General features: G+C 62.0%; 19 protein-coding genes and 1 rRNA gene. 11 read left to right on the forward strand and 9 right to left on the reverse strand.

Features of this window, described 5'->3' with window-relative positions; all coding sequences use genetic code 11:
* Positions 1 to 115 precede the first annotated feature (115 nt).
* Both CXK96_RS18060 and CXK96_RS18065 read left to right on the forward strand, forming a co-directional pair.
* Positions 116 to 1,195, forward strand: coding sequence for an ABC transporter substrate-binding protein (locus tag CXK96_RS18060; protein WP_423835195.1), 1,080 nt, complete (start codon positions 116 to 118; stop codon positions 1,193 to 1,195).
* A complete protein-coding gene (locus CXK96_RS18065; RefSeq protein ID WP_102837816.1) occupies positions 1,182 to 3,554 on the forward strand; it encodes a putative bifunctional diguanylate cyclase/phosphodiesterase in 2,373 nt (790 codons plus the stop codon). The genes CXK96_RS18060 and CXK96_RS18065 overlap by 14 nt, the downstream gene beginning before the upstream one ends.
* A gap of 96 nt (positions 3,555 to 3,650) precedes the next feature.
* On the opposite strand, the gene CXK96_RS18070 is transcribed toward CXK96_RS18065, so the two are convergent.
* Positions 3,651 to 5,048 carry a sigma-54-dependent transcriptional regulator gene (locus CXK96_RS18070; protein WP_102837840.1) on the reverse strand — a complete coding sequence of 466 codons (1,398 nt, stop codon included), beginning with the start codon at positions 5,046 to 5,048 and terminating at the stop codon, positions 3,651 to 3,653.
* The gene (locus CXK96_RS18075) at positions 5,041 to 6,528 is read right to left on the reverse strand and encodes an ATP-binding protein (RefSeq protein ID WP_102837817.1); all 1,488 of its coding nucleotides are present in this window, start codon (positions 6,526 to 6,528) and stop codon (positions 5,041 to 5,043) included. The genes CXK96_RS18070 and CXK96_RS18075 overlap by 8 nt, the downstream gene beginning before the upstream one ends.
* Positions 6,529 to 6,678: 150 nt before the next feature.
* Between CXK96_RS18075 and CXK96_RS18080 the strand changes: the two genes are divergently transcribed.
* The gene (locus CXK96_RS18080; RefSeq protein ID WP_102837818.1) at positions 6,679 to 7,071 is read left to right on the forward strand and encodes a DUF4168 domain-containing protein; all 393 of its coding nucleotides are present in this window, start codon (positions 6,679 to 6,681) and stop codon (positions 7,069 to 7,071) included.
* A 68-nt stretch (positions 7,072 to 7,139) separates the two neighbouring features.
* Here CXK96_RS18080 and CXK96_RS18085 read toward each other — a convergent pair whose 3' ends face one another.
* The gene (locus CXK96_RS18085) at positions 7,140 to 7,598 is read right to left on the reverse strand and encodes a DUF1456 family protein (RefSeq protein WP_102837819.1); all 459 of its coding nucleotides are present in this window, start codon (positions 7,596 to 7,598) and stop codon (positions 7,140 to 7,142) included.
* Positions 7,599 to 7,870: 272 nt separating this feature from the next.
* Between CXK96_RS18085 and CXK96_RS18090 the strand changes: the two genes are divergently transcribed.
* From CXK96_RS18090 to CXK96_RS18100, 3 genes are all read left to right on the forward strand, one after another.
* Positions 7,871 to 8,602, forward strand: a complete 732-nt coding sequence (locus CXK96_RS18090) for a carbonic anhydrase (RefSeq protein ID WP_102837820.1) — start codon at positions 7,871 to 7,873, stop codon at positions 8,600 to 8,602.
* Between the two features lie 167 nt (positions 8,603 to 8,769).
* Positions 8,770 to 10,389, forward strand: coding sequence for an NAD(P)/FAD-dependent oxidoreductase (locus CXK96_RS18095; RefSeq protein WP_102837821.1), 1,620 nt, complete (start codon positions 8,770 to 8,772; stop codon positions 10,387 to 10,389).
* Between the two features lie 234 nt (positions 10,390 to 10,623).
* Complete coding sequence (locus tag CXK96_RS18100) at positions 10,624 to 13,437, forward strand: AsmA family protein (protein WP_180981557.1); 2,814 nt, start codon at positions 10,624 to 10,626, stop codon at positions 13,435 to 13,437.
* Positions 13,438 to 13,462: 25 nt separating this feature from the next.
* Here the strand turns inward: CXK96_RS18100 and CXK96_RS18105 are convergent, their stop codons facing one another.
* The 4 genes from CXK96_RS18105 to CXK96_RS18120 all read right to left on the reverse strand — a co-directional run bounded on the left by CXK96_RS18105 (position 13,463) and on the right by CXK96_RS18120 (position 17,612).
* Positions 13,463 to 14,191, reverse strand: coding sequence for a substrate-binding periplasmic protein (locus tag CXK96_RS18105; protein ID WP_102837823.1), 729 nt, complete (start codon positions 14,189 to 14,191; stop codon positions 13,463 to 13,465).
* Positions 14,192 to 14,207: 16 nt separating this feature from the next.
* A complete protein-coding gene (locus tag CXK96_RS18110; RefSeq protein ID WP_102837824.1) occupies positions 14,208 to 15,551 on the reverse strand; it encodes a GGDEF domain-containing protein in 1,344 nt (447 codons plus the stop codon).
* The gene (locus tag CXK96_RS18115; protein ID WP_102837825.1) at positions 15,548 to 16,315 is read right to left on the reverse strand and encodes a substrate-binding periplasmic protein; all 768 of its coding nucleotides are present in this window, start codon (positions 16,313 to 16,315) and stop codon (positions 15,548 to 15,550) included. Before CXK96_RS18115 ends, CXK96_RS18110 begins: the two co-directional genes overlap by 4 nt.
* Before the next feature lie 328 nt (positions 16,316 to 16,643).
* Positions 16,644 to 17,612: a helix-turn-helix transcriptional regulator gene (locus CXK96_RS18120; protein WP_102837826.1), complete on the reverse strand. Its 969-nt coding sequence runs from the start codon at positions 17,610 to 17,612 to the stop codon at positions 16,644 to 16,646.
* Between the two features lie 167 nt (positions 17,613 to 17,779).
* Here CXK96_RS18120 and CXK96_RS18125 point away from each other — a divergent pair, with 167 nt between their 5' ends.
* Genes CXK96_RS18125 through CXK96_RS18135 form a run of 3 tightly spaced genes read left to right on the forward strand, consistent with a single transcriptional unit; the run spans position 17,780 to position 20,958 of the window.
* Entirely contained in the window at positions 17,780 to 19,945 is a 2,166-nt protein-coding gene (locus CXK96_RS18125) for a TonB-dependent siderophore receptor (protein ID WP_102837827.1), read from the forward strand.
* Positions 19,946 to 19,993: 48 nt separating this feature from the next.
* The gene (locus CXK96_RS18130; protein WP_102837828.1) at positions 19,994 to 20,311 is read left to right on the forward strand and encodes a DUF2218 domain-containing protein; all 318 of its coding nucleotides are present in this window, start codon (positions 19,994 to 19,996) and stop codon (positions 20,309 to 20,311) included.
* Complete coding sequence (locus tag CXK96_RS18135) at positions 20,308 to 20,958, forward strand: alpha/beta hydrolase (protein WP_256061661.1); 651 nt, start codon at positions 20,308 to 20,310, stop codon at positions 20,956 to 20,958. Before CXK96_RS18130 ends, CXK96_RS18135 begins: the two co-directional genes overlap by 4 nt.
* 241 nt (positions 20,959 to 21,199) lie before the next feature.
* On the opposite strand, the gene CXK96_RS20780 is transcribed toward CXK96_RS18135, so the two are convergent.
* Positions 21,200 to 21,376 carry a hypothetical protein gene (locus CXK96_RS20780; protein WP_180981559.1) on the reverse strand — a complete coding sequence of 59 codons (177 nt, stop codon included), beginning with the start codon at positions 21,374 to 21,376 and terminating at the stop codon, positions 21,200 to 21,202.
* Positions 21,377 to 21,607: 231 nt separating this feature from the next.
* On the opposite strand from CXK96_RS20780, the gene CXK96_RS18140 reads away from it, so the two are divergent.
* Positions 21,608 to 22,054 carry a DUF2147 domain-containing protein gene (locus tag CXK96_RS18140; RefSeq protein ID WP_102837829.1) on the forward strand — a complete coding sequence of 149 codons (447 nt, stop codon included), beginning with the start codon at positions 21,608 to 21,610 and terminating at the stop codon, positions 22,052 to 22,054.
* A gap of 93 nt (positions 22,055 to 22,147) precedes the next feature.
* Positions 22,148 to 23,182 carry a serine hydrolase domain-containing protein gene (locus tag CXK96_RS18145; protein ID WP_102837830.1) on the forward strand — a complete coding sequence of 345 codons (1,035 nt, stop codon included), beginning with the start codon at positions 22,148 to 22,150 and terminating at the stop codon, positions 23,180 to 23,182.
* A gap of 259 nt (positions 23,183 to 23,441) precedes the next feature.
* On the opposite strand, the gene rrf is transcribed toward CXK96_RS18145, so the two are convergent.
* Positions 23,442 to 23,518 (reverse strand): 5S ribosomal RNA (gene rrf, locus CXK96_RS21180); the annotation flags it as partial.

Consider the following 23,518-nt stretch of genomic DNA (forward strand, 5'->3'; position numbering starts at 1 on the left):
GCCTGAGTGCGCCCGCCCCGGCGCACCGCAAAGCACGAAACCCAGTCGAGGCGACCCGCAACAATAGGGGTTACCGCGACGGTTCGATATGGACATGCCGCAGCGGATGGACAGCCTGATGAACAACCTGAAACCACTATTCCGAACCCCGGCCGTCCCGCTGGCCCTGGCCTGCGTGCTGTTTCCGTCGACCGCCCCGCAAGCGGCCCAGACCCTGAACTTGCTCAATTGGGAGGAATATCTCAGCGAAGCGGTAATCGAACGCTGGGAAGCCGAAACCGGCGTGAAGATCGAACAGGTGTACTTCGACAGCGGTGACAAACGCGACGAAGTCCTGGCCAAACCCGACCATTTGATCGACATCGCCCTGACCGAGCGGATCAGCGCCTCGCGGTTCGGCCAACGCGGGCTGCTTGATCGGGTCGATGAGCAAGCGCTGCCCAATCTCAAGCACAGTCCAAAGCGTTGGCGCGACAGCTGCGGCGCGCATGCTATTCCCTACCTCTGGGGCACACTGGGCATCGCCTATCGGGCTGACCGCCTGCCTGAGACGCCACAATCCTGGGCGGACCTGCTCGAGCCGGCCAACCGCAACGAGCCGCACATCATCATGATGGAGGACCACGAAGACATCCTCGCCGGTCCGCTGCTCTATCAACAACGCTCCATCAACACCTCAGACACTGACGAACTGAAGGCAGCCTTCAGGTTGCTGCAGGCACAATCGCCTGCGGTGTTGACCTACGAATACGTGATTACCTCGTTGCGCAGCCAGCGCTACCTCGACAAGGCCGACATGGCGCTGGCCTATAGCGGTGACCAGCAAGTGCTTAACGCAGTGGAAGGCATCGACGGCGAACCCTGGCAGTACATGGTGCCCAAGGAAGGCACACTGCTATGGGTGGATTGCCTGTCCGTTCCGGCCAAGGGCGCGCAGAAGGCATTGGCCTATCGCTTCCTGAATTACCTCAACAACCCGAAAGTTGCGGCGCTGAACAGCGCTGAGCTCGGCGTCGCCACCACCAACGCCGCCGCCTGGGCGCTGCTGCCTGAGGCGATACGCCAGGACCCGACCATCTATCCGCCCGAAGCGGTGCTGCAGAACAGCCAGGTGTACGAAACGCGGCCGCTGGAAGCGACGCAGACACGGCGACGCATCATCAGTGCTCTGATCAACGCTCATGACGCTCGGTAAGCGCGCACTGCTGGTGATCTTTCCGGTCATCCTGATCGTCCAGCTGCTGGCCGCCACGATGGCCTACATGACCCAGCGCGCATCGCTGCTGGGTCTCGAACAGGCACGCCTGGCGCAACGTCTGTCGGCCCTGAAATCGGCTTATCTGGATTACCAGGCGTTCAATCGCAGCGCGCTTTACTCGATCACCGATAGCGAAGCGCTGCTGGCATTCCTGCGGGAATCGGACATCGCCTACCGCAACGAAACCCTCGGCCTGCGCATTCAGCAGAGCATCCGCTCACTGTCCAGTGCGCGGCTATCGTTCGTCTCCTTTGCCATCGTCGAGCCGGACGGCGACGTCGCCTATTACTTCGAAAGCAGCCTGTCGCCGTTCGCCAGGATGAATGCCACCCAGCAGCGAATCGTGAGGGAGGCCAAGCAGGCCGCCGACACCGACGAAATGGTCTATGTAGAGAACGCTGAAGGCGGACCGCTGCTGCTGGCCACAGACTTCATCCTGCCGGCCTCGGCCACCCGCCCCTTGCCCAGCCAGCGCGAGGAAGCGTTTACCCTGCAACTGGCCGTGCGGCCGGAGCGGTTCATTGCCCTGAAGAACCAGCTCGAGGCCGACTACGATGCCGCGGTCGAGATCGCCCCGGCGCTGGATGCCGAGACGTCACGCCTATCGGCGGACGTCGAGCTGTCGGCATCAGTGCACGCACGCCTGACGCCTCCGCCGCACTACCTCGCCGAGCGCCTGCGCAGGCTCAGCCTCGCCTTTCTCATCGGCGGCTCGCTGATCTGCCTGATCACCAGCGGGTTGTTGCTGCTGCTGATCCGCCGCTACGTCACCGACCCCATCAGCCATCTGGACAAACAGCTCACCGACCTGCTGCTGTGCAAGCGGACGGCGCTCGACGAACCCACCGACGGCGGTGAAATCGGCCGTCTGACGCTGAACATGAAGACGCTCCACGAGCGCAACACAGAAGCACTGCAGCGCATCCAGGAAATCTCCTGGACCGACAGCCTGACCCACATCAGCAACCGCGCCCACTTCGGCATCTTGGCTGCGGCCATGCATGCGAAGTGCGAGCAAGGCGGACAGCATCTGGCTCTGCTGTTTCTCGACCTGGACAACTTCAAACAGGTCAACGATCAACACGGCCATGATGCCGGTGATGCGCTGCTGCGGATCTTTGCCCTGCGTGCACAGCGCGCGCTTGAACGGCATTGCGAATCCCGTCCGGAGACCGAAACGGCCTTCGCCCGGCTCTCCGGTGACGAGTTCGCCGTCCTGCTGTCGTCCCCGGCCGCCAACGACAGCCTGACCGAACTCACTGACGCCTTGCTTGGCTTGTGCCGCGGCGGCTTCCGGGTGGACGACCGCCTCTATCAGATCAGCGTCAGCATCGGCACCGCCCGCTACCCCGACGATGCCGCCTCGGTCACCCAGCTGCTGACGCGCGCCGACAGCGCGATGTATCAGGCCAAGGCCATGGGCAAGAACTTTGCCGTGGCGTTCTCGGCAGAGCTGGAGCAGCGCGATCAGCGCATCCGCCTGATCGAGGAACAGTTGCGCACCCTCAACGGCGACGACCAATTCCGTCTGGTGTACATGCCGGCAGTGGACCGTGAAGGCGCGGTGGTCAGCTGCGAGGCCTTGCTGCGCTGGCACTCGCCGCTACTGGGCACGGTCTCACCGGGCGAATTCATTCCCATCGCCGAGCGTGCAGGCCTGTTTCCGAAGATCGACAGCTGGGTGATCGACCACGCGTTGGCCGGTTACCCGCAACTGGTCAGCCTGTTCGGCGAGGGCGTCATCCTGGCGATCAATGTGTCGTCGGCGCAACTGGACGATGACCGCCTGTGCAGCTACCTGACTGAACGCGCCGCGCACCATGATATCTGCACCAGCCTCATCGAAATCGAGCTCACCGAAACCTTCGCCGCTGAACTCAGCAGCAACACGATGGCGGCGGTGAGTGCGATTCGGATGGCGGGATTCCGTGTCGCCATCGACGATTTCGGGGTCGGCTACACCTCGATCCAGCAATTGCTCGAATACCCGGCCGATACCATCAAGCTGGACATGGCGATCATCGAGCGACTGACCCGCCCGGAGATGCAGCAAAGCCTCACGGCGATCGTCGCGTTTTGTCAGGCCCAGGGCAAACGGGTCAATGCCGAGGGTGTCGACAGCCTGGAAAAACAATCCGCGCTGCTGCAGGCCGGCTGCGACCTGTTCCAAGGCTATCTGATCTCGCCGCCGCGTACGGTAGCGGCGCTGGCGGAATGGGTAGCGGTGCGTACTCGGTCGGAGACCGAGTTGCGTCTGGAACGGTTGCCGCCGCTCACGGCGGTGCAGCCCAGCTAATCAGTGCCTCGCCGCGAGCGACTCGTTTCGAGCGCTTGCGGGCGACTGCTCTCAGCCGGCGCATTGTTGCGTTCCAAAGGTCCCGGCACGGCTGCATCAGCCATTGTCGTCCTGCTCCTTTTCGCCCAGGCGGCGGTAGAGGGTGCGCCGGCCGATGCCGAGCAAGGCCGCAGCGCGGCGCTTGTTGCCCTCGACCCGCTCCAGCACGTGCTGGATGTAGCGCAATTCCAGCTCGTCGAGGGTCGGCAAGAGGGGGCCGTCGATCATCAAGCCGAGCAGTTCGTCAGCCTGGCGCTCTGGCGGGTTGTCCTGAAAATTGCCGATGCGTGCCGGCAGGTGCTCCAGTTCGATACTGCGGCCATGGCAGAAGGTCACCGCCCGCTCCATGGCGTTCTGCAGCTCGCGTACGTTGCCGGGAAAGGGATAGCGCCTGAGCTGCTCCAGCGCCGCGGGGGACAGGCCCCGCACCGGGCGACCGTCACGTGCGGCGAAATGCGCGACGAAGCCGGCGGCGAGCAGTTCGCGGTCTTCCTCGCGATCGCGAAGCGGCGGCACCTGCAGGATGAAGGTTTCCAGGCGAAAGAACAGGTCCTCGCGAAAGGACTCCCGGCCGGCGGCGGTTTCTAGCGGCCGGTTGCTGGCAGCGATGATGCGCACATCCACGTTCAATTCGCGCTCGCCACCCACCGGCCGGATGGTGCCCTCCTGTAGCACACGCAGCAGCTTGGCCTGCAGCGGCAGCGGCATCTCGCCAATCTCGTCGAGAAACAGAGTGCCGCCATCGGCCTGCTGGAACAGCCCCTTGTGGGCGCGGCTGGCTCCGGTGAAAGCACCTGCGGCATGACCAAAAAACTCGCTTTCCAGCAGTTCGGCCGGCAGCCCGGCGCAGTTGATCGCGAGGAACGGGCGCCCGGCCCTTTCACTTTCGGCGTGCACGGCGCGCGCCACCAGCTCTTTACCGGTGCCACTTTCGCCGATCACCAGGACCGGCCCGGCGGCACGGGCCAATTGGCGGATCTGATCGAACAGCCCGCGCATCACCCGGCTGCGCCCGAGCATGCCGTGGAAACGGTCGTCGCTGAGCAACTGCTGAAAGCGCCGCACCTCATCGCGTAGATGGCGTGTTTCCAAGGCGCGCGATACGGCGAGGCCGAGGTGGTCGAGGTCCAGCGGTTTGGTCAGGAATTCATCAGCGCCTTCTTTGAGCGCCGCCACCGCCTGCTGAATGCTGCCGAAGGCGGTGATCACCAGAAAGGCGGGCGCCGCCTGCATCGACTTGACCCGTCGCAGCAGCGCCATGCCATCGGCACCTGGCAGGCGCAGATCGCTGAGCACCAGATCCGGCTCCCAGCCTTCCAGCAACGGCACCGCCTCCTCGGCGCTGGGCACGGCTCTCACGCTGAGTTCACGATCCTCCAGCTCCTCGACCAGCAGCTGACGCAGGCCGTCGTCGTCTTCCACCACCAGCACCCGCTGCGGTGTGCTGTCATCCATTTGCATTGCCATCCTCCTCACCGGCCAGCGCCAACGAAATACGAAATGCCGCGCCACCGAGCGAGCTCTCGACCAGTTCGATCCGCCCGCCGCACTCAGCAACCACGCCGTGCGCCACAGCCAGGCCGAGCCCGCTGCCCTGACCCACCGGCTTGGTGGTGAAGAATGGCTCGAACAACGCCGCACGGTGCTGCTCGGCGACGCCAGGACCGTCATCCTCGACCTGGAACAACAGACAGCCCTCTTCCCGCCACCAGCGCAGCAATACCTGTCCGCCGGGGCTGGCCTGAGCGGCATTGCGCAGCAGATTGGTCAGCGCCTGCTCGAAACGAGGCGGATCGACCTCGCAGAACAACGGCTCGGGCGCTGCCTCCAACTGCAGGGTTACGTTCAGGACGGCCAGCTCGTCCGCCACCGCGGCAGCCGATGAGTGCGCCAGCACCTCGGCAGGCATGCGTCGAACAGGTCGCCCGGCGGCACGACCGAAGTCGAGAAGCTGGCGGACAATCTCGCTCAGGCGCTGTACCTGGCTGCGGATCTGCAGCAGCCCTTTGCGCTGGCCATCTTCCAGCGTCTCGCTGCGCAGCACCCGTTGCGCTTTGCCATCGATCACGCTGAGCGGGCTGCCCAGCTCATGGGCGACGCCTGCCGCCAGCCGCCCCACGGCGGCGAGTTGCTGGGAGCGCCGCAAGCGTGCTTCGAGCTCCGCCTCGCGCGTTTTCTGTTCGGCCATGCGCTGCTCGGAATCGGCGATGCTGTCGAGCATCTGATTCAGCGCCCGGCCGAGCACCGCGATTTCCTGCGGGCCGCTGCGCGGGGCGCGGTGCTTCCGATCACCGTCAGCGACACGGGCCATGCTCTGGGTCAGTTGCTGCAGATGGCGGCCAATGGCCGACCAGTGCCCGAGCAGCACGATGCAGACGGCCGCCAGCGCCAGCACCGCCGCCGATATGCCGGCGATGAACCTCAGCCTGCGGGTGTCACGCTCGAAGTCGTTCCAGCGGCGGGTCACCTGCAGCAGCCCGTTGATGCGACCACCGCTCTGCTCCAGCGGCAGAAAGTAGGAATACACCTCGCGTCCACGGATGCGCTGATAGCCGCCGCGGCGTTTGCCGTCGGCAGTGAGCTCCTGAATCGAAGTCTGGTCCTGGTCGGGCTCGATGGCGCCGGCGAAGGCCACCAGCTCGCCCTGATCGTCGTAGAGGTAGGCGCCGTAGACACGACCAACGCCGAGAACGGATTCCAGCACCTGCTGCGAGGTGCGTTCGTGTTTCTTCTCCAGACTGTCACTCAGCGGCAGCCGAACCGCCCGCGCCACCAGCTCGACCTCTTCCTGCAGACGCCGCTCGCTGTTGCGCTCGACCGTCCACAGCATCAGATAACTGAAGCCGAGCATGATCGCGACCAGGGGAATCACCACCTTCAACAGCAGCGCGCCGCGCAAGGTTGAAGTTCTTTGCCAAACTGCTACATGTGCCATTTTGGCACCATACAGAGCGCCCTTCAGCCCGTCGAGGCAAACGGGACGAGCGGTAAAACCATCGATTAATCAATAGGTTATAGATTTTTAAGTGAGCTGGCATGTCTGATGCTACGCCCTGATCGTCTTTTCAGAACCAGGATCAAGCCCATGACCATGCTCAAATCTCGCGTCGTTTCTGCCAGCCTTCTAGCCCTGTTCATGGCTGCAGGCAGCTCACAGGTGTTGGCGCAGCAGGCCAGCCAGCCGCAGGCCCCGCAGACCGCTCCGGCAATGCAGGCCTCGGACATCAGCGACAAGAAATTGGAGAAGTTCGCCGAGTCTCTCGATCAGATCATGGAGATCCGCCAGGACTTCACCGCCAAGCTGGAGAAAACCGGCGATCCGGCAGAAGCCCAACAGCTGCAGCAGCAGGCCAACGAGAAAATGCTGGAAACGGTGCAAAACAATGAGCTGAGCATCGAGGAATACAACGCTATCAACCAGGCGGTACAGAACAACCCGCAGCTGCGTGACAAGGTCATTTCGATGATCCAGAGCTAAGGCTCGTCAGCGTAACCAGAAGCCCCGCTCATCAAAGCGGGGCTTTTCCATGGGCGCTCGACAGGCGATCAGTTGGCCCGCTGCGCCAGCCCCTTGAGAAAGTTGCGCAGCAATTGGTCGCCACAGACACGGTAGTTGCTGTGGCCGACCTTGCGAAACAGCGCGTTGAGTTCCGGCTTGGACACGGGAAAGTCGACCGACTGGAGGATCGCATGCATGTCGTCTTCCTTCAGCTCGAACGCGACGCGCAGTTTTTTCAGCACCATGTTGTTGGTCACCGGCAGCTCGATAGGCGGCGTCGGCCGGCTTTCGTCCTTGCCGCGCTTGTAGATCACAAGGCCATCGAGGAAGTGCGCCATGATCCGATCAGGACAGGGTTTGAAGCCGTCCTCGTCTTCTTTCTTCAGGTAGGCCACCGCTTCGCTGTCGGGAATCTCGCAACCCGTAAGCCGAGTGATCTCGGCGATCTTGGCGTCGTTGACGTTGAGGATGTAGCGCACGCTGCGCATCACATCGTTATTGATCATGGGTCGCTCCGACTTCAGAACCTAAACAAGGCCCGCATGGTGAAGTTGGTTAACCAGAAAGGGAAGCGAAAAGCTCGCCGGCCAAATAACTGCCACACCCCGTCGGATCAGGCGAACACGGCCGGGCTTTGATCGACAAAATAGAAAGCAGTGAAAAAGCTGCAGCACCTGCGCCCCGAAACCATTGCGGCCGTGGTTACCAACAGCGGACGACATCGAATATTGCCAGGCCGGAGATGGCAGCGCAGATACCCGAGCCGAGGAGAATCGACATGAAAACAATCACCCCGTCATTGGCCACGCTATTGTTCTGCACCAGCGCGCTCGCCGTCACCCCTGGCACGCAGTGGGGCTACTCCGGCGAAAAAGGGCCGGAGAACTGGGCGACGCTCACCCCTGAATTCAACACCTGCGCCGGCAAAAATCAGTCGCCTGTCAATTTGCAGGGCTTCGTGGAAGCGGAGTTGAAACCCCTGGCAGTCGACTACAAGGCCGGCGCCAGCGAGGTCGCTAACAACGGCCATACAGTGCAAGTGGCCTACGAGCCGGGCAGCACGCTCACCCTGGATGGCGAGACGTTCCAGCTCATCCAGTTTCACTTTCACATGCCCAGTGAAAACCACATCAATGGCCAGTCGTATCCGCTGGAAGGCCATTTGGTGCATGCCGACGAAAACGGCACGCTGGCGGTCGTGGCGGTGATGTTCAAGGAGGGCCAGCAAAACGCTGTGCTCGCCAACCTCTGGAGCGCTCCGCCGACAGGCGGTACGAAACAGTCGGTGGCGAAACAGGTGAATATCCGCGACATGCTGCCAGCTGACCTGGATTACTACCGCTTCAATGGTTCGCTGACCACGCCGCCCTGCTCGGAAGGGGTTCGCTGGCTGGTGCTCAAGCAGCCCATCGTCGCCTCAAGCGCGCAAATCCAAGCCCTGACGGAGGCCGTTGGGCATGCCAACAACCGCCCACTGCAACCGGTGAACGCCCGGGTAATCCTGCAGTAATCCTCACTTAACCGACCGGCCATCGCGTCCGCGGCGGCCGGCGCGTCGCACTCGATCCTCGTTCATGACAGCCTGCCTCGCCGCAGCTAAACTGCGCGCCGCGCGAGCCACCCGGTTTCGCCGCGTCGCCACTTCACCTCTGCCGGGGCCACCGGCCCGGACCTGTCATGATTCGCATCAACGAACTGCAACTGCCGCTCGACCATCCCGCCGAGGCCCTTCGCCACGCCATTGTGGCGCGGCTGGGAATCAGCGATACCGAGCTGCTCGACTTCACGGTGTTCAAGCGCAGCTACGATGCGCGTAAGAAGAACAGCGAAATCACCTTTGTCTACATCATCGATGCCAGCGTGGCGGACGAGCCGAAGGTGCTGGCGCGCCTGGCCGATGACCGCAACATTCGTGTTTCGCCATACACCGGCTACTACCCGGTCGGCCAGGCGCCAGAAGGGCTGAGCGAGCGCCCGCTGGTGATCGGCTTCGGCCCCTGCGGCCTGTTCGCCGCGCTGACGCTGGCGCAGATGGGCTTCCGCCCGATCGTGCTGGAGCGCGGTCGTGATGTGCGCAGCCGCACCAAGGACACCTGGGCGCTGTGGCGCAAGAAGGTGCTGAGCCCCGAGTCCAACGTGCAGTTCGGGGAAGGCGGCGCGGGGCTGTTCTCCGACGGCAAGCTCTATAGCCAGATAAAGGACCCGAAGTTCTACGGTCGCAAGGTGATGCATGAATTCGTCCGCGCCGGCGCGCCGGAAGAGATCATGTTCGTCAGCAAGCCGCACATAGGCACCTTTCGTCTGACCGGCGTGGTTTCAACGATGCGCGAGGAGATCAAGGCGCTCGGCGGTGAGGTGCGATTCGACAGCCGTGTGGTCGACTTCATCATCGAGGACGGCCGCATCCAGGGCGTGCGCATGGCCGATGGCGAAGAGTTGCGTAGCCGCTACGTAGTACTCGCGCTGGGTCACAGCTCGCGCGACACCTTCCGCATGCTCCACGAGCGCGGCGTCTATATCGAGGCCAAGCCCTTCGCCGTGGGCTTTCGCATCGAGCACCCGCAGTCGCTGATCGACAACGCGCGGCTGGGCAAGTATGCCGGCCACCCGGAACTGGGCGCGGCCGACTATAAGCTGGTCTACCACGCCAAGAATGGCCGCGCGGTCTACAGCTTCTGCATGTGCCCGGGCGGCACGGTGGTGGCGGCAACCTCCGAGCCGGAGCGCGTGGTGACCAACGGCATGAGTCAGTACTCGCGCAACGAGCGCAACGCCAACGCCGGTATCGTCGTTGGCATCAACCCGGACGAGGATTTCCCCGGCGGCCCGCTGGCCGGCGTCGAGCTGCAGGAACAGCTCGAGGCACGCGCCTTCGAGCTGGGCGGTCGCGATTACTGCGCGCCGGGGCAGCTGGTGGGCGATTTCATTCGCGGCAAGCCGTCGAGCGAGTTTGGAGAGGTCGAGCCGTCCTACAAGCCCGGCGTAAAGCTGGGCGACCTGGCGCCCTCGCTGCCCGACTACGTGATCGAGGCCATCCGCGAAGCGTTGCCGGCCTTTGGCAAGCAGATCCGCGGCTTCGACCGCGCCGACGCCGTGCTCACCGGCATCGAGACGCGCACCTCTTCGCCGGTGCGGATCAAGCGCGACAACGAGTCCCTGCAGAGCATCAACACCCGCGGCCTGTATCCCGCCGGTGAAGGCGCTGGATATGCCGGGGGCATCCTCTCGGCGGGTGTCGACGGCATCAAGGTCGCCGAAGCGGTCGCCACGGCAATGCTGGCCGATCTGCAGGGCTGACCCTGTTTAGCACGGGCGACGGCGATGCCGTTCGTCCGTGTTCCTCCCTCTGTTGCCTGCCATCAAACCCTTTCGCTGCGTGCGGCGGGGGCGCAAATGGCTGCACGTCGAGAAACGGCACGGCAAATTTGCAGTGACCTTTTACGGCCCGTGCGAGGTCGACACCTTTACACAGCTGCTCCCGGTGCAGCTGACCCTCTCTCATGCGCGAGCGGATCGGATCAGGAGGCAAGGGTGGCGAAGGCAGCAAAAATCATTGGCATCGTGCTGGCGGCCTTGGTGCTGCTGGTAGTGATCGCAGCAGTGCTGGTACAAACCCAGTGGGCCCGCGAAAAGATCGAAGCCCAATTGAGCGAGCGCCTGGATGGTCGCGCCGTCGAGATCGGCAGCCTCGACGTCGATTGGGACTTCCCGCTGGGGATCAGCGTTGGCGATGTGCAGGTCGCCAATCCCGAGTGGGCCGAACACCCCTATATGCTCAAGCTTGACGCCATGCAGGCAGAAATCGATGTCGGCGCGCTGTTGACGGGTGACCTCAGTCTGCAACTGCTTGAGCTCGACAATCCCGAGGTACATCTCGCAAGGCAGGAAGACGGGCGCTCCAACTGGGCCGCCTTGACCGGCAGCGAAAGTGACAGCAGCGGGTCGCCCATCCAACCGGAGACGATCCGCATCCAGAACGGCCAACTGACCTATCGCGACGCCAAACTGGACGCCCAGGTCGACCTCGACATCGAGACGACCGATAACGGACCGGGGCAGCGCCAGCTGTCCATCGAAGGCAGCGGCAATGTACAAGGCAAGCCACTGACCCTGAGCCTGACGGGCGAGCCCCCATCCCAGGCGTTGGCCAGCGGTGCAGCCTATGCGGTATCGCTCGACGCGCAACTGGGCAAGATTCAGGCGAGCTTCAAGGGTGCAGCCAAGCAGCTTCCAGCGTTTGATGCCCTGCAGGGCAAACTGACGGTGAGCGCGCCGGACTCAGCCGAACTGATGAGCTTTGAGAGCCCGGCCATCGATGTGCCGGCCTTCGACCTCAGCGCCCGACTTAAGCGTGATGGGCAGCGTTGGGCGCTTCAGGACATGGACCTCAACACGGGCGAAAGTCACCTCACCGGCTCGCTCGTCCTGGAGCGTGGCGATACGCCCGAACTGACCGCAAAACTGCAAGGCAACAGACTCGACCTCAACCGTTGGGGCGTGATGCGCTTGCTCGACTCCGAACCGAACGGCGCACAGTCGCAAGCCAAGGACAACGAGCAGTCGCTGCAACAAAGCGCTCAAAACCTGCTGCAGCCTTTGCGTCGCTATCGCGGTGAGCTCGACCTCAACCTGGAGGAGCTCCTGTATGGCGATGCCGCACTGAGCGACATCGTGCTCAAGGCCGATCTGGCCGAGCAGCAGTTGAAGATCGAACGCCTGCACGCAGCCCAAGGCGAAGGGGCTGTTGATGCCAGCGGCTCGCTTGATCTGACCAAGAATTCGCTGAGCGGAACGGTCGACCTGACCGTTGAACAGCTGGACTTGGGCCGTGCCCTCGCCCCCTTGGGCTATCCCAGGCTCGGAACGCTGGACGGGGAACTGCACACCCGGCTGGCGCAGAACGCTGCCCGTCTCAGCGACACGCACCTGCGCTATGAAAACCCGACACGGGATCTGCGGGTCGAGGTCGACGCGACTTCCACCGACTCCGGCCTGCAACTGACGGGCGATGCCTGGCGCAACGACGTACCGCTGCAGTTCGAGATCGATGTCGGCGCGCTGGAGGAACTGTTCGTTGATCAACCCTACCCCGTCGAAGGCACGGTCAAGTCGCGCGAAAGTCGGCTGACCGTAAAGGGCACGGTCACCAATCCCTTGCAGTTGGAAGCGGCGGATCTCGCGATTTCGCTTGAGGGGCCGAACCCGGCCAACCTCAATCCTCTGACCGGGTGGAGCCTGCCGTCACTGGCCGGCTATCAGCTGAACGGTCAGCTGCTGTGGGAGAACCAGCAACTGCGCCTGCAGGATCTGCGCGCCAACTGGGGCGACAGCGACGTGAGCGGCGACGTTCGACTCAGCCTTAGTGGCCGCCCGATGCTCTGGGCCAACCTGCATTCGGACACCCTCGAGACCTCTGATTTGAAGGCGCCCGATACACCAACAGACCCGAATGACGGCCAGGTATTTTCCAGCGAGCCGTTGGGACTGGATGCCCTTCGCGACCGCGATGCCATCATTCGCTACGAGGCCGACCAGGTGCTGGCAGAAGCAATTCCGTTGAATGCTGTCGACTTCAAAGCCGAGCTGGACAACGGTGTCTTGGTCGCCGAACCCCTGACCCTATCGATAGGCAATGGCAAAGCCAATGGCCGGCTGCGACTGGACGTTCGTCCGCAGCAACCCACGGGCGAGCTGCACCTGGATATCACCAGCGTCAACCTCTCCCCGATTCTGCGCGAGGCCGACCTGTCCAAGGTCGCGCAAGACTCCGCAGGCACCATCGGTGGGCAGCTGGACGTCACGCTCGAGGGGCAGTCGCTGGGCGAGATGGCGGCCAACCTCGACGGCAAACTGGAACTCGCCATGTCCGGAGGCAAGCTCGACATGCTGGCCGTGGAGCTGCTTGGCCTGGATGCAGGCGAAGCGGCACTCGCTGCCCTAGCCGATTCGGATCAGGTGGATATGAACTGCACCTACCTGCGCTTCGACTCAACTGCCGGCACCGCCAAACTCGAGCAGTTCTTTATCAGCACGGCCGACAGCAACATCACCGGCGGCGGCACCATCAAGCTCGACAGTGAACGACTGAATCTTGCGTTCGAAGCTCGCGCCAAGGACTTCAGCCTGCTGTCCGGCAACTCACCCGTAGAACTGCAGGGCACCCTGAGCGACCCGCAGGTCAGCGTTGTGACCGGCGAGCTAGCCGCCCGTGCCATTGCCAGTGTGGTCGGCGCATTGGTCGCGCCGCCGTTGGCCATCTTACCGTGGCTGGAAGCGGGCCCCGGTGAGGGCTCCGGCATTGGCTGTCGCAAGGCGCTCAATGAATTCGAGCAGAGCGGTAACTGAACCCGCAGACGACAGGTAGCGACGGTCAACGCGAACCGCCCATGAGGCGAGCGAGCGTACCGTCTGCCTGCAGCGTTTCGAACGCGGCCTGCGTGCGCAGGACGGTGGCATCGTCGGTCTGACGGCTGAACGCCATATACAGCTGCGTCGAATTTCCGGGGGAGAGCGTGCGCTCGACCTCGCTAGGATCCAGGCCGGCCTCTTTGCACTGCGCAAGCATGTCTCGCTCGGGCATCGGTATCAGATCAACCTGACCATTGAGCAGGCGTTTGAAGTTGTCACTGTTGTGCGCCGTCACCACGATCTTCTTGAAACCGTTGGCCTTCAGATACTGATGGCGCACATCGTCGCGCAACACACCGACCCGATAGGCTTTCGCCGCCTCCAGGTCGGGCACCTTGATATCGTCTCGCTCACGTAATTTGTAGAAGTGATAGTCGATGCGCATGATCTCCCCCACCCAGCGGAACAACGCCTCGCGCTCCGAGGTGCGCGCGATGAGGTAGATCAGCACGCCTGGCTCCTGCAGCGCCATGTCGTAGGCACGCGCCCATGGATACAGACCGATCTGGTAGTCATCCAGCCCTGCACGCTGCAAGGTCGTCTCGACCACTTCGGTGGCCGCGCCACTGACCTTGCCCGCTTGCAGGTAGCTGTAGGCCGTCTCCTCGGTCACCACCCGCAACGGCCCGGCATGTGCGACCGCGCCAAGTAACCCCAGGGAAACAGCGATCCAGGCAATTGGGCGCATCATGCGGTCCTCGCGATCATCAGTCGGAAATACGGTTGCGGCCCTGCGTCTTGGCTCGATAGAGAGCCTCGTCGGCGCGGCGCAGCAGTTGTTCGAATTGGTCCATGCTGTCCGCGTCGAAGCCGGCGAGGCCAATACTCAGCGTGACATGGGGCGAAACGGCCGAGGCCTCATGTGGCAGCGCCCGCTCGGCCAGCCGCTGCTGCAGCCTTACGGCCGAACGATGCGCGGACTCGGCATCCACACCGGGCAGCAGTACGACGAATTCCTCGCCGCCGAGCCGCGCGACCACCTCGCCGGCACGGGCAAACACGTACCTGAGCGTATCGGCTACCCACTGCAAGCATTGGTCGCCCTGCGCATGGCCGTAGTGGTCGTTGTAACGCTTGAAAAAATCCACGTCGCACATCAGCACGGTCAGAGGCTGGCCGAGACGCATCGCGCGGCGGAATTCGACTTCCTTGATTTCGTCGAAATGCCGGCGATTGGCCAAGCCGGTCAGCGGGTCACTACGTGAAAGCTCTTCCAGCAGCACATTGGCAGCCCGCAATTCGGCAGTACGTTCCTCGACCAGCTCGGCGAGGCGGTCGCGGTGCGCGGCCAGTGCCAGCTCGTCCTGATGTTGCCGCTCGAGGTAAGCCGACAGTTTTAGCTGGACACTGTTGATGCCCGACTCCAGCAGGCTCAGCTCATCCTGGCGTTTTACCGACCGATCGAGGCGCAGGGTCTGGTCGAGATTTTCCGGAGTCAGGCGGGTTAGGTGCTGGGCGATCCGACGCACGTGCAGCGTGACCGTGCTGTTGAACATCCACATGATCAAACCGGCCAGCAGGAGCGACTGGATGACTTGGGTGATGATGATCTTGGTCACGTCGGCAACAAGCCGTTTCCAGAGCAGCCCTTCGTCGCCTTCGAGCCTGAGCTCGCCCACCGTCTCGCGGGCGCCAGCGTAGGCTTCGTAGGTCAGACGACGCTGCAGCACCGGCGCGCGGTGCTGAGGCTGCTGCTGCGGGCGTTGACGTTGGATGACTTCCGGTGCGCGACCGGCGCGGAAGATCCGCAGTTCGACGCGGCCAACCGGCTCAGCCATGGCCACGCTGTCCAGCTGCGTTTCCAGTGCATCGCTGTCCATTTCCCAGATGGCTTTGGCCAGATTGCTCTGAAATACCTGGTCGATCAGCACCAACTCGGCATTCATTGCCGAGCGGCCATCCTCCCAGGCCAGCCAGGTCCGCAAACCCACGGTCGCGGCGGTAAACAGCAGACAGAAGCCGAGCGTCGCCAGTACCAGACGACGCCCAAGCGAGCTACTGGGCCGCTGCGCGCTCGCTGAGGTGACGGAGGCCGATGTATTGACGTTCATTCCAACCAGCGTGCGGCGATAGTGTCATAGCGGCCATCGGCACGGACGCGCGAGAGCGCCTGGCGAAAGCGCTCGACCACCTCATCCGGCGTGTTGCGACTGAATGCCATGCACAAGCCGTTCGCGCCGCCGAGGTCGTCCAGATTCAGTTGAGGGACCGCAGTATCGCCAGGGCTGCCACTGGCCTGACGGACCAGATAATGAGCGTTCAGCTCGTTGGAAATCCACAGATTCACACGCCCAGCCTTGAGCTTTTCGTAGTTGTGCTCGTATTTGTTGCTCGACTGCAGATTGCGGCCGATGACGAACCCCTTATCGATAAGGTACTGCTCACCGACATCCTCTTTCACGGTGGCGATCTGGTACTGGCGGGCGTCGTCGAGACTCTTGAGGTTGAACTCAGTGCCAGGCAGCGAGAACAGGAACCAGCGCGTGGGCGCGATAACACCTACCCACTTGAACAGACTCTCGCGCTGCGGTGTGCGGGCAATGGAGTAGATAAGAACATTCTCCGAGTTCAGCGCGATGTCGTACGCGCGTGCCCACGGCATCGACTGGATACGCGCAGCCTCCCCCACTTCGTCCAGAACAGCCTGTACCACCTCGGTGGCCATGCCGGTGAGCTTGCCGTCGACCGTCATGTTGTAGGGTGGCAGTTCCTCCGTGACGACCGTGACACGGTGTGCACAGGCGACCTGGACGCCGAATAGCGATGCGACTAACCACAAGGCTAGTGTCAGGCGGCGGAGCGAGGTTCGAAGCATCGGGCGACCTCCCGGACGACTAACGTCCGGCGAGCAACAGGAGAGGGCCATCATAATGGCATCATTCAAACGGCAGCTGAGCACTCTTTAGTCGGCACAAGCGGGGCTGACTTGAACGCTGGGACGCTTCTACTTCAAGCCCGGCGACGGGCGGGAGGTGTGATCGTTCGAACGATCAGGAAAGAGCGCCCCGAGGCGCTTCTGAACAACTTTACGGACTGCTCGGCCGGTCGCCTTTGCTTAACGCAATGTATGCCGTACCAACGTCACGATGGTCGGCATCCAGGCCCATCCGTCGTCGCAACGAAGTGGCAGCTTGGCTCAGCCTTCACACCCGTGAACGCACCTGCCGCGGACTGATGCCGAACTGCCGCTTGAAGGCTGTGGCAAAGTTGGCTGGGCTGTTGTAACCGGCGCGCCAAGCCGCTTCAGTGACCGTTGCGCCTTCTCGCTCCAGTGCCTCGCGTGCGCTATTCAGACGCCGCCCGCGCTGGTATTCGAATACCGTCATGCCCTTGAGCGAGCGGAACTGGCGCTGCAACGTCGTCGCGTTGACGCCCGTTTCGCGTGCGATGTGATCAAGGCTCCAACTGTCGGCTTCGCCGCTATCAAGCAGATCAACGAGGCGCTGCAGCCGGCGGTATTCCTGGGGCCGCAAACCGTGTTCTACCACGGTCGTCGCCTCGCCAAGGCTGGCAAGCGCTTCGCAGGCAATGTCCAGCGCCCGGCTTTCCAGATACAGGCTGGCCAGCAAGGCGTCGTAGCCCGGTGGGTTGAGCATCTGGTCAGCCAATGTCAGCAGGCGCGACGAGGGTTTCCAGACACGAGGCGTCAGGTGACTGCCCATGAAGCGTCGAATTGCTCCGTCTGTCGCACCCACGCCTTCGCCACGCCCTTCGAACCAGTCCGGCGTCAGGCTCACCACCAACTTTCGAATATGACTACCGCGGCGTGCCTGACGGCGGAACTGTACCGGCTCGTTCATCGAGACTGCGACCCCCTCGGGCGCACGCCGGCTTGAGGGATGACCGAGCGTCAGCGACAGGTCGCCATAGCTGACCTGACTCTGCCCCTGAAGAAAGAGCACAAAGGACACTCGCGGATCCACGGTGTTTTCGGTAACGAAGTCCTGTAGTTCCTCGCAATCGGACCAGTGCAGGGCAAGACCGTCACGCAGCTGGGCCCATTTCACCCGGCCATAGAACAGGCGGTCATCGCCGCCGTCTGGCAAGTGCAGACCAGCCCGGCTAGTCGCCGGCAGCTCATCGCCACGGATGATGTGATCGGGTTGGTTCATGCTGCGCTGCACCTCGCACGCGATTGCAAAGCAATTACTTGGTCGCGCAAAGGTTCGCGACCCGGACGCATGGCAGACTACGCCCCGACATCTTTTGATGCAAATCGTTATCATTAAGCGCCGCGAATCTTTGCCATTTACGCAATACCCGCGACAGGAGCCGACCTATGGACAGAACCCCTCGCACCCTCAGCCTCGGACAACGTTCGCGGCGCCTGCTGCTGGCCGGCTTGCTTGCGCCTTTCCCGTTAAGTGCGCTGGCGCAAAGCGTTTCCGTGCAGAACGAGCCGGTCGAATTGGAAAGCATCACGGTCGAGGGCAACCGCCTGTACGACATGCCGTCGTCGGAGCAGACCGGCGGCTACACGGTGCAAGCAGCGACGGTTGGCACAAAGACACCTGCCGAGCTGCGCGATATCCCGCAGTCGATCACCGTTTACACAGACGATTACATCAGGGATCGCCAGTTCGTGAACCTTGACGACCTGGCCAAGTACACCGCGGGCCTACGTACCCTGACCAACGACAGCGGTCGATCGTCGATCTATGCCCGCGGCTATGAGTACGATGAGTTCAATATCGACGGTCTCCCTGCACCCATGGCCAGCATCCACGGCACGGTTCCATCGCTTTCGCCGTTCGACCGGGTAGAGATCATGCGCGGTCCTTCGGGTCTGTTCAGCAGTACCAGCGAAATGGGCGGCGTCGTCAATATGGTACGCAAGCGCCCAACGCGCCAGTTCCAGGGCAGCCTGACTGGCCGCTACGGCAGTTGGGACCAGCACTATCTGGAAGCCGACCTCTCCGGTCCGCTCGATGAAGCGGGTCACATACGCGGACGCACAGTTGTCTCTCGCGCCGACAGCAATGGCGAGGTGGATTACAACGAGAACACCAGTGAGAGCTTCTACGGCGCACTGGACATAGACCTGAACGACACAACCTCGCTTTCGCTAGGACTGATTCACCAGACCAAGGACATCGCTCCCCACAACGGCTACCCCACCGATTCGGCCGGAAATTTGCTGAACTGGAGTCACTCGACCTACCTAGGCGCCGACTGGAACCACTTCAACGGTCGCACCACCGATGCAATCGCCGAGCTGACTCACCGTTTCGATACTGGCGGCTATGGCCGAGTGGCCGTGCGGGGCTCCACGCGTGACACAGACTATCTGTACGCCTATACCGGCAGCGCTGTGGCGGCCAACGGCAACACGCGGATGGTCGCCGCCGGGCGTGACTTTCAGCAGGACGCACTCGCCGTCGATGCCAGTTACAGCCAGCCGTTCGAGCTGCTGGGCCAGGTCAGCGAATTCGTGGTCGGCAGCGATTTCAAACGCTACGACAGCGACTATCGCAACGGCAGTGCTGTCCTCGGCACGGTCGATATCTTTGGCTATCAGCCCACGCGCTTCGCCAAACCGAACCTGAGCTATTCAACACGCGTCAGTAGCGACGATCAGGAAGCAGGTCTCTACGCCAAGCTGACGTTCCGGCCGATCGAAAGGCTGGCACTCATCGGTGGAGCTCGCGTCAGCTGGTATGAAGGCGACGCTACCTCAACGAATCTCAACACAGGCGTCGCTGCCTCGGATGAGCAGCATGAGAACGGCCACGTCACGCCTTACGGTGGCTTAGTATTCGACCTCGACGAACGGCATTCGCTGTACGCCAGCTATTCGCAGGTCTTCAAGCCTCAATCCGAGACCGACGCTAACGGTCAGCTCATCGACCCGCGCGAAGGCGAGCAATATGAAGTCGGCATCAAGGGCAGCTATTACGGCGGGGATCTGAACGCCCGTGTCACCGCCTTTCAACTGACCGACGAGAACCGCGCTACCGATGCCGACGGATTGTCCGGCACGGCCGATTACGCAGCGGCTGGCAAGGCGCGTATCCGCGGTGGTGAATTTGAGGTCAGCGGTTACCTGACGCCTCAGTGGGAGCTGATTGCGGGCTACACCTACATGGAGACTGAAAACCTTGCAGGTGACGAGAACGTTCTGTTTGTACTCATGCCCACACACCAGGCTTCTTTGTGGAGCAAGTACACCCTGGCGGTCGGACCGCTACGTGGATTAGGGCTGAGCGCAGGTATCAGCGCCATGAGCGACTTTTCCTACGAACGCCAAGGGATAACCGTTAGCGCACCGGGGTATGCCGTGGTCGACGCCAAGCTGTCGTACCCGGTCACCGAGCAGCTCACTGCGACTTTCGATGTAAACAACCTGCTCGATCGCGACTACGTTTCGCGCGTTGGCAGCACCTCGACCTTCAATTTTCAGGGTCCGTCGCGCAATTTCACCATCGGCGCGCGCTACGAGTTCTGATCTACTCGCCGCCGGCTTCGGGGTCGGCGGCGCTTAACGGAGACATTCATGCCCAAGTTTCATGCACGAGTCGCAACGCCACGCGCATCACGCAACATGACCCGCCTGTTCAAGCACTTTGCCCACAAAGGCGAAGTCCGACTCGATGAGCAACGAGCAGAGGTCGTTTTCGTCTTTGGTGAGTGCCGCATGTTTGCCGGACCGGAGCAGCTCTTGATCGATTGCCTGGCGGAGCCCGGTGAGGCAGAAAAACGCCTGCGTTTTGTAATCGCTGATCACCTCAACCGTTTTTCCGGTGACGAGGCGTTGCAGGTCGAATGGCAGGAGGGCCCCCTGCCGGATACGCCTGCCGAGCGGCCAGCATGAATGCCTTGATGGCGCTGCTGATTGCCAGCCTGGGACTCGGCTGTGCGTCGGCTCGAGCCGCTGAGGCGGGCGTGTGGAAGCCAGTGGTGCTACCGCAAGCTGAACAACGCGACATACATTCGCGCAACACCGGCGACGATTACAGGATCTTCATTTCCCAGCCTCAGCAGCCGGCGCCACCGGGTGGCTATCCGGTGCTCTACGTGCTTGATGGCAATGCGTTGTTTCCAATGCTGGCAGTTCAAGCCAATGCTCGTGAAAGCCGCCCGGATCCCTCAACACGCGCGTCGGTGGTAGTGGTGGGTATAGGCTATCCTGGCGACGCGCTGTATGACGTCGACAGACGAGCCAGAGACTACACTCCCCCAGCCCTAGCGGCGAACCATGAAAGTGACGATGCGCACTACGGTGGAGCCGACCAGTTTCTGGCTTTCGTGCAAACCGAACTGAAACCTCTAATCGAAGCCCGATACCCGATTGATCCTCATCGGCAGACTCTGTTTGGGCACTCTCACGGCGGACTATTCACGCTGTATACCCTGATGAGCGAGCCTGACGCTTTCCAGAATTACCTGGCGGCCAGTCCCTCGATCTGGTGGAACGATCGTCAGCTGCTAGAACAGAGCGGCCCTCCGCTCTCCGAGTAGAACCTACAATCAAAGCGTCTGTGGATGACTGTCGGGGAAGCTGAGGAACCAGAACCGTTACTGGGTAAAGTTGCTACATCCGAGCGTGAGCGACGCCTTGTTGCCCGACGGATGCGCAGCAACGTCCAGGGATTGTTCGAGCGCTGGGCATCACTGGAGGGCCATGGCCTGAAGCGCACCCTGACCATCCACCCAGGCGCCGGCCATGGCGAGAACGCTACGCTCACGGCAGCCGACGCGATCAATTTTGCACTGCAAGCTGACGCGCCTCTTCGCTAGGCGCGGTCTGCCGAACCTCCAATCGCTCCTCAGCTAGCTGCCGTTCGCCCTGAAGCTCTATAGAGCGCAATTCACGGGCTACCACCTCATAAGGCTCGATGAATTCGAACGCCATGACGTGCAGGATCGCAGCTCGCACAAGCCTCTCCACCACTTCGCAGCGGTCGTGGCGCTGGCCGTTAGGGATCGACAAACACCGGATGTGAGGTACAGCAAAGTGAGCGGCGTATCGCTGGCACGCTTGCTCGCCATCAAGCAGGTTTATTGCCGAAAGTCCTGGATCTTGGCGGTAACGACGCAAACTTGGGTGGCCAATACCGGTCCCATGTGGTGTTAGAGTCGCACCCCCCAACCATCCGTAGGAGAAACCATGCGCGCATTGTTTACCGCCGCCTTCCTGACATTGCCAATGACCGTTGCGTCGTTTTGCTTTGCCGCCGAATCGCCAGTCGGACGTTGGCAGACCATTGATGATGAAACCGGCAAGCCCAAGTCCATCGTCCAAATACAGCAGGCGGCTGATGGTTCGCTAAACGGAGAAGTGGCGGAGATTCTGCGCTCCGAGCAGAGCCCGAACCCGTTATGTACGGCCTGCGAAGGTGAGCGCAAAGACAAGCCAATCGCAGGAATGACTATCCTTTGGGGCCTGCAGCCGGATGGCGAGGGCGTCTGGAGCGGCGGCACTATCCTCGACCCAGCCAAAGGCAAGACCTATCGCGCCAAGGTCACCCTGCTTGAAGGTGGAGACAAGCTTGAGATGCGCGGTTACATCGGCATCGAAGCGTTGGGCCGCACCCAGACATGGGTACGTCAGTAGCTGGGGAGGCCTCGAGCCCAGCCGGTCATCCGGCATGGCCTGAACAGCTCAGCGGTGCTCCGCACGGCATAGCCGGTTCGCGGTCCAATTTGCATGCATTACTTCCCTATCGCCCCGAATCAGTGCCGGCAGGCGACGTATCGTGCTCTATGCATCCTATGCCTGCTCTGCATCGCTCCAACGTCCGTCGCAGACGGGAAGCTTGAAGCAATCGTCGATAATGCTGAACGCCTGGAGCAACTTGAGACGTTGATAGTGGCTCGTCATGGCGAGGTGTTGGCCGAGCGCGGTTACCGCGGCCACCGAACAAGCAATCCCACCAATATTAAGTCAGCGTCGAAGACGATACTCTCTGCCTTGGTTGGGATAGCCATTGATAAGGGTATTGTTTCAGGCACTGACCAGCCGATCGCTGATCTGATCGGAAGCGATTTCCCAGCGAAGCCGGACGCTCGACTGCTGCAGGTCACTGTAGGCAATCTCCTATCAATGCAGGCCGGCCTCGGCTCAACCTCTGGGCCTAATTATGGGTCATGGGTGGCGAGTCCGAACTGGGTACGCGCGGCACTGGCGCGACCGTTTGAGGCTGAACCTGGCGAGGCAATGATTTATTCCACCGGATCAAGCCACCTGCTGTCAGCAATTCTCACCCGCAGTACCGGAAAAGCCACACTACAGCTTGCGCGCGAGTGGCTGGCACCACTCGACGGCTTTGATATCAGCGCCTGGACACGAGATCCGCAAGGCATCTACCTGGGCGGTAACGAAATGGCGATGACCCCTCACTCGCTGTTGGTCTTTGCTGAGCTATATCGACGCGGAGGCATAACAGCATCTGGGGATAGGCTGCTGTCACAGGACTGGATCGAAGCATCCTGGAAGCCCCGCACCCGCTCGCGGTACACCGGTCATGGCTATGGTTATGGCTGGTTCATTACCGAGTTGGGCGGCGAAGATATCCGTTATGGTTGGGGCTTCGGCGGGCAGATGCTTTACGTGGTTCCGGGGCTCGATATGTCCGTCGTAATGACCTCTGATACCCGACCTTCCAGTGGCGCCTCAGGGCACCGCGACGCTCTGAATCAGCTTCTCGGCGACATTATTGAGGCGGTGCGCTCCGACAGTTAGAGCACCAGGGAACGGAAGGGTCGAGTTAGCTACAGCGCAACCAACGCCGTTGAACATAACTGTAAGGGCACTTGCATAAGACTTTGGGTGCTACGAGCAGCCCTTTGCAGGGCCGCCCTTTAACCAGCTCAATCCAATGCGTGCGCCAGCTGGCCGCGGGCCTTGCAGGAACCATGCTAATGGCAAAAATGAACTCATTTTTTAGCGCCCAAAGACAAACCCCCGATCCTCTTACGAAGATCGGGGGTTTGGTGTAGAAGCTTGACGATGACCTACTCTCACATGGGGAAGCCCCACACTACCATCGGCGATGCGTCGTTTCACTACTGAGTTCGG

Origin of the sequence: Stutzerimonas stutzeri (genome assembly GCF_002890895.1) — a bacterium.
Classification (GTDB): Bacteria; Pseudomonadota; Gammaproteobacteria; order Pseudomonadales; family Pseudomonadaceae; genus Stutzerimonas; species Stutzerimonas stutzeri_AB.

What these genes read in the sequence shown, in the direction of transcription:
- CXK96_RS18065 (WP_102837816.1), top strand. Translation starts at nt 1,182, where the DNA reads ATGACGCTCGGTAAGCGCGCACTGCTGGTGATCTTTCCGGTCATCCTG.
- CXK96_RS18070 (WP_102837840.1), bottom strand. Translation starts at nt 5,048, where the DNA reads ATGGATGACAGCACACCGCAGCGGGTGCTGGTGGTGGAAGACGACGAC.
- CXK96_RS18075 (WP_102837817.1), bottom strand. Translation starts at nt 6,528, where the DNA reads ATGGCACATGTAGCAGTTTGGCAAAGAACTTCAACCTTGCGCGGCGCG.
- CXK96_RS18080 (WP_102837818.1), top strand. Translation starts at nt 6,679, where the DNA reads ATGACCATGCTCAAATCTCGCGTCGTTTCTGCCAGCCTTCTAGCCCTG.
- CXK96_RS18085 (WP_102837819.1), bottom strand. Translation starts at nt 7,598, where the DNA reads ATGATCAATAACGATGTGATGCGCAGCGTGCGCTACATCCTCAACGTC.
- CXK96_RS18090 (WP_102837820.1), top strand. Translation starts at nt 7,871, where the DNA reads ATGAAAACAATCACCCCGTCATTGGCCACGCTATTGTTCTGCACCAGC.
- CXK96_RS18095 (WP_102837821.1), top strand. Translation starts at nt 8,770, where the DNA reads ATGATTCGCATCAACGAACTGCAACTGCCGCTCGACCATCCCGCCGAG.
- CXK96_RS18105 (WP_102837823.1), bottom strand. Translation starts at nt 14,191, where the DNA reads ATGATGCGCCCAATTGCCTGGATCGCTGTTTCCCTGGGGTTACTTGGC.
- CXK96_RS18110 (WP_102837824.1), bottom strand. Translation starts at nt 15,551, where the DNA reads ATGAACGTCAATACATCGGCCTCCGTCACCTCAGCGAGCGCGCAGCGG.
- CXK96_RS18115 (WP_102837825.1), bottom strand. Translation starts at nt 16,315, where the DNA reads ATGCTTCGAACCTCGCTCCGCCGCCTGACACTAGCCTTGTGGTTAGTC.
- CXK96_RS18120 (WP_102837826.1), bottom strand. Translation starts at nt 17,612, where the DNA reads ATGAACCAACCCGATCACATCATCCGTGGCGATGAGCTGCCGGCGACT.
- CXK96_RS18125 (WP_102837827.1), top strand. Translation starts at nt 17,780, where the DNA reads ATGGACAGAACCCCTCGCACCCTCAGCCTCGGACAACGTTCGCGGCGC.
- CXK96_RS18130 (WP_102837828.1), top strand. Translation starts at nt 19,994, where the DNA reads ATGCCCAAGTTTCATGCACGAGTCGCAACGCCACGCGCATCACGCAAC.
- CXK96_RS18135 (WP_256061661.1), top strand. Translation starts at nt 20,308, where the DNA reads ATGAATGCCTTGATGGCGCTGCTGATTGCCAGCCTGGGACTCGGCTGT.
- CXK96_RS18140 (WP_102837829.1), top strand. Translation starts at nt 21,608, where the DNA reads ATGCGCGCATTGTTTACCGCCGCCTTCCTGACATTGCCAATGACCGTT.
- CXK96_RS18145 (WP_102837830.1), top strand. Translation starts at nt 22,148, where the DNA reads ATGCATTACTTCCCTATCGCCCCGAATCAGTGCCGGCAGGCGACGTAT.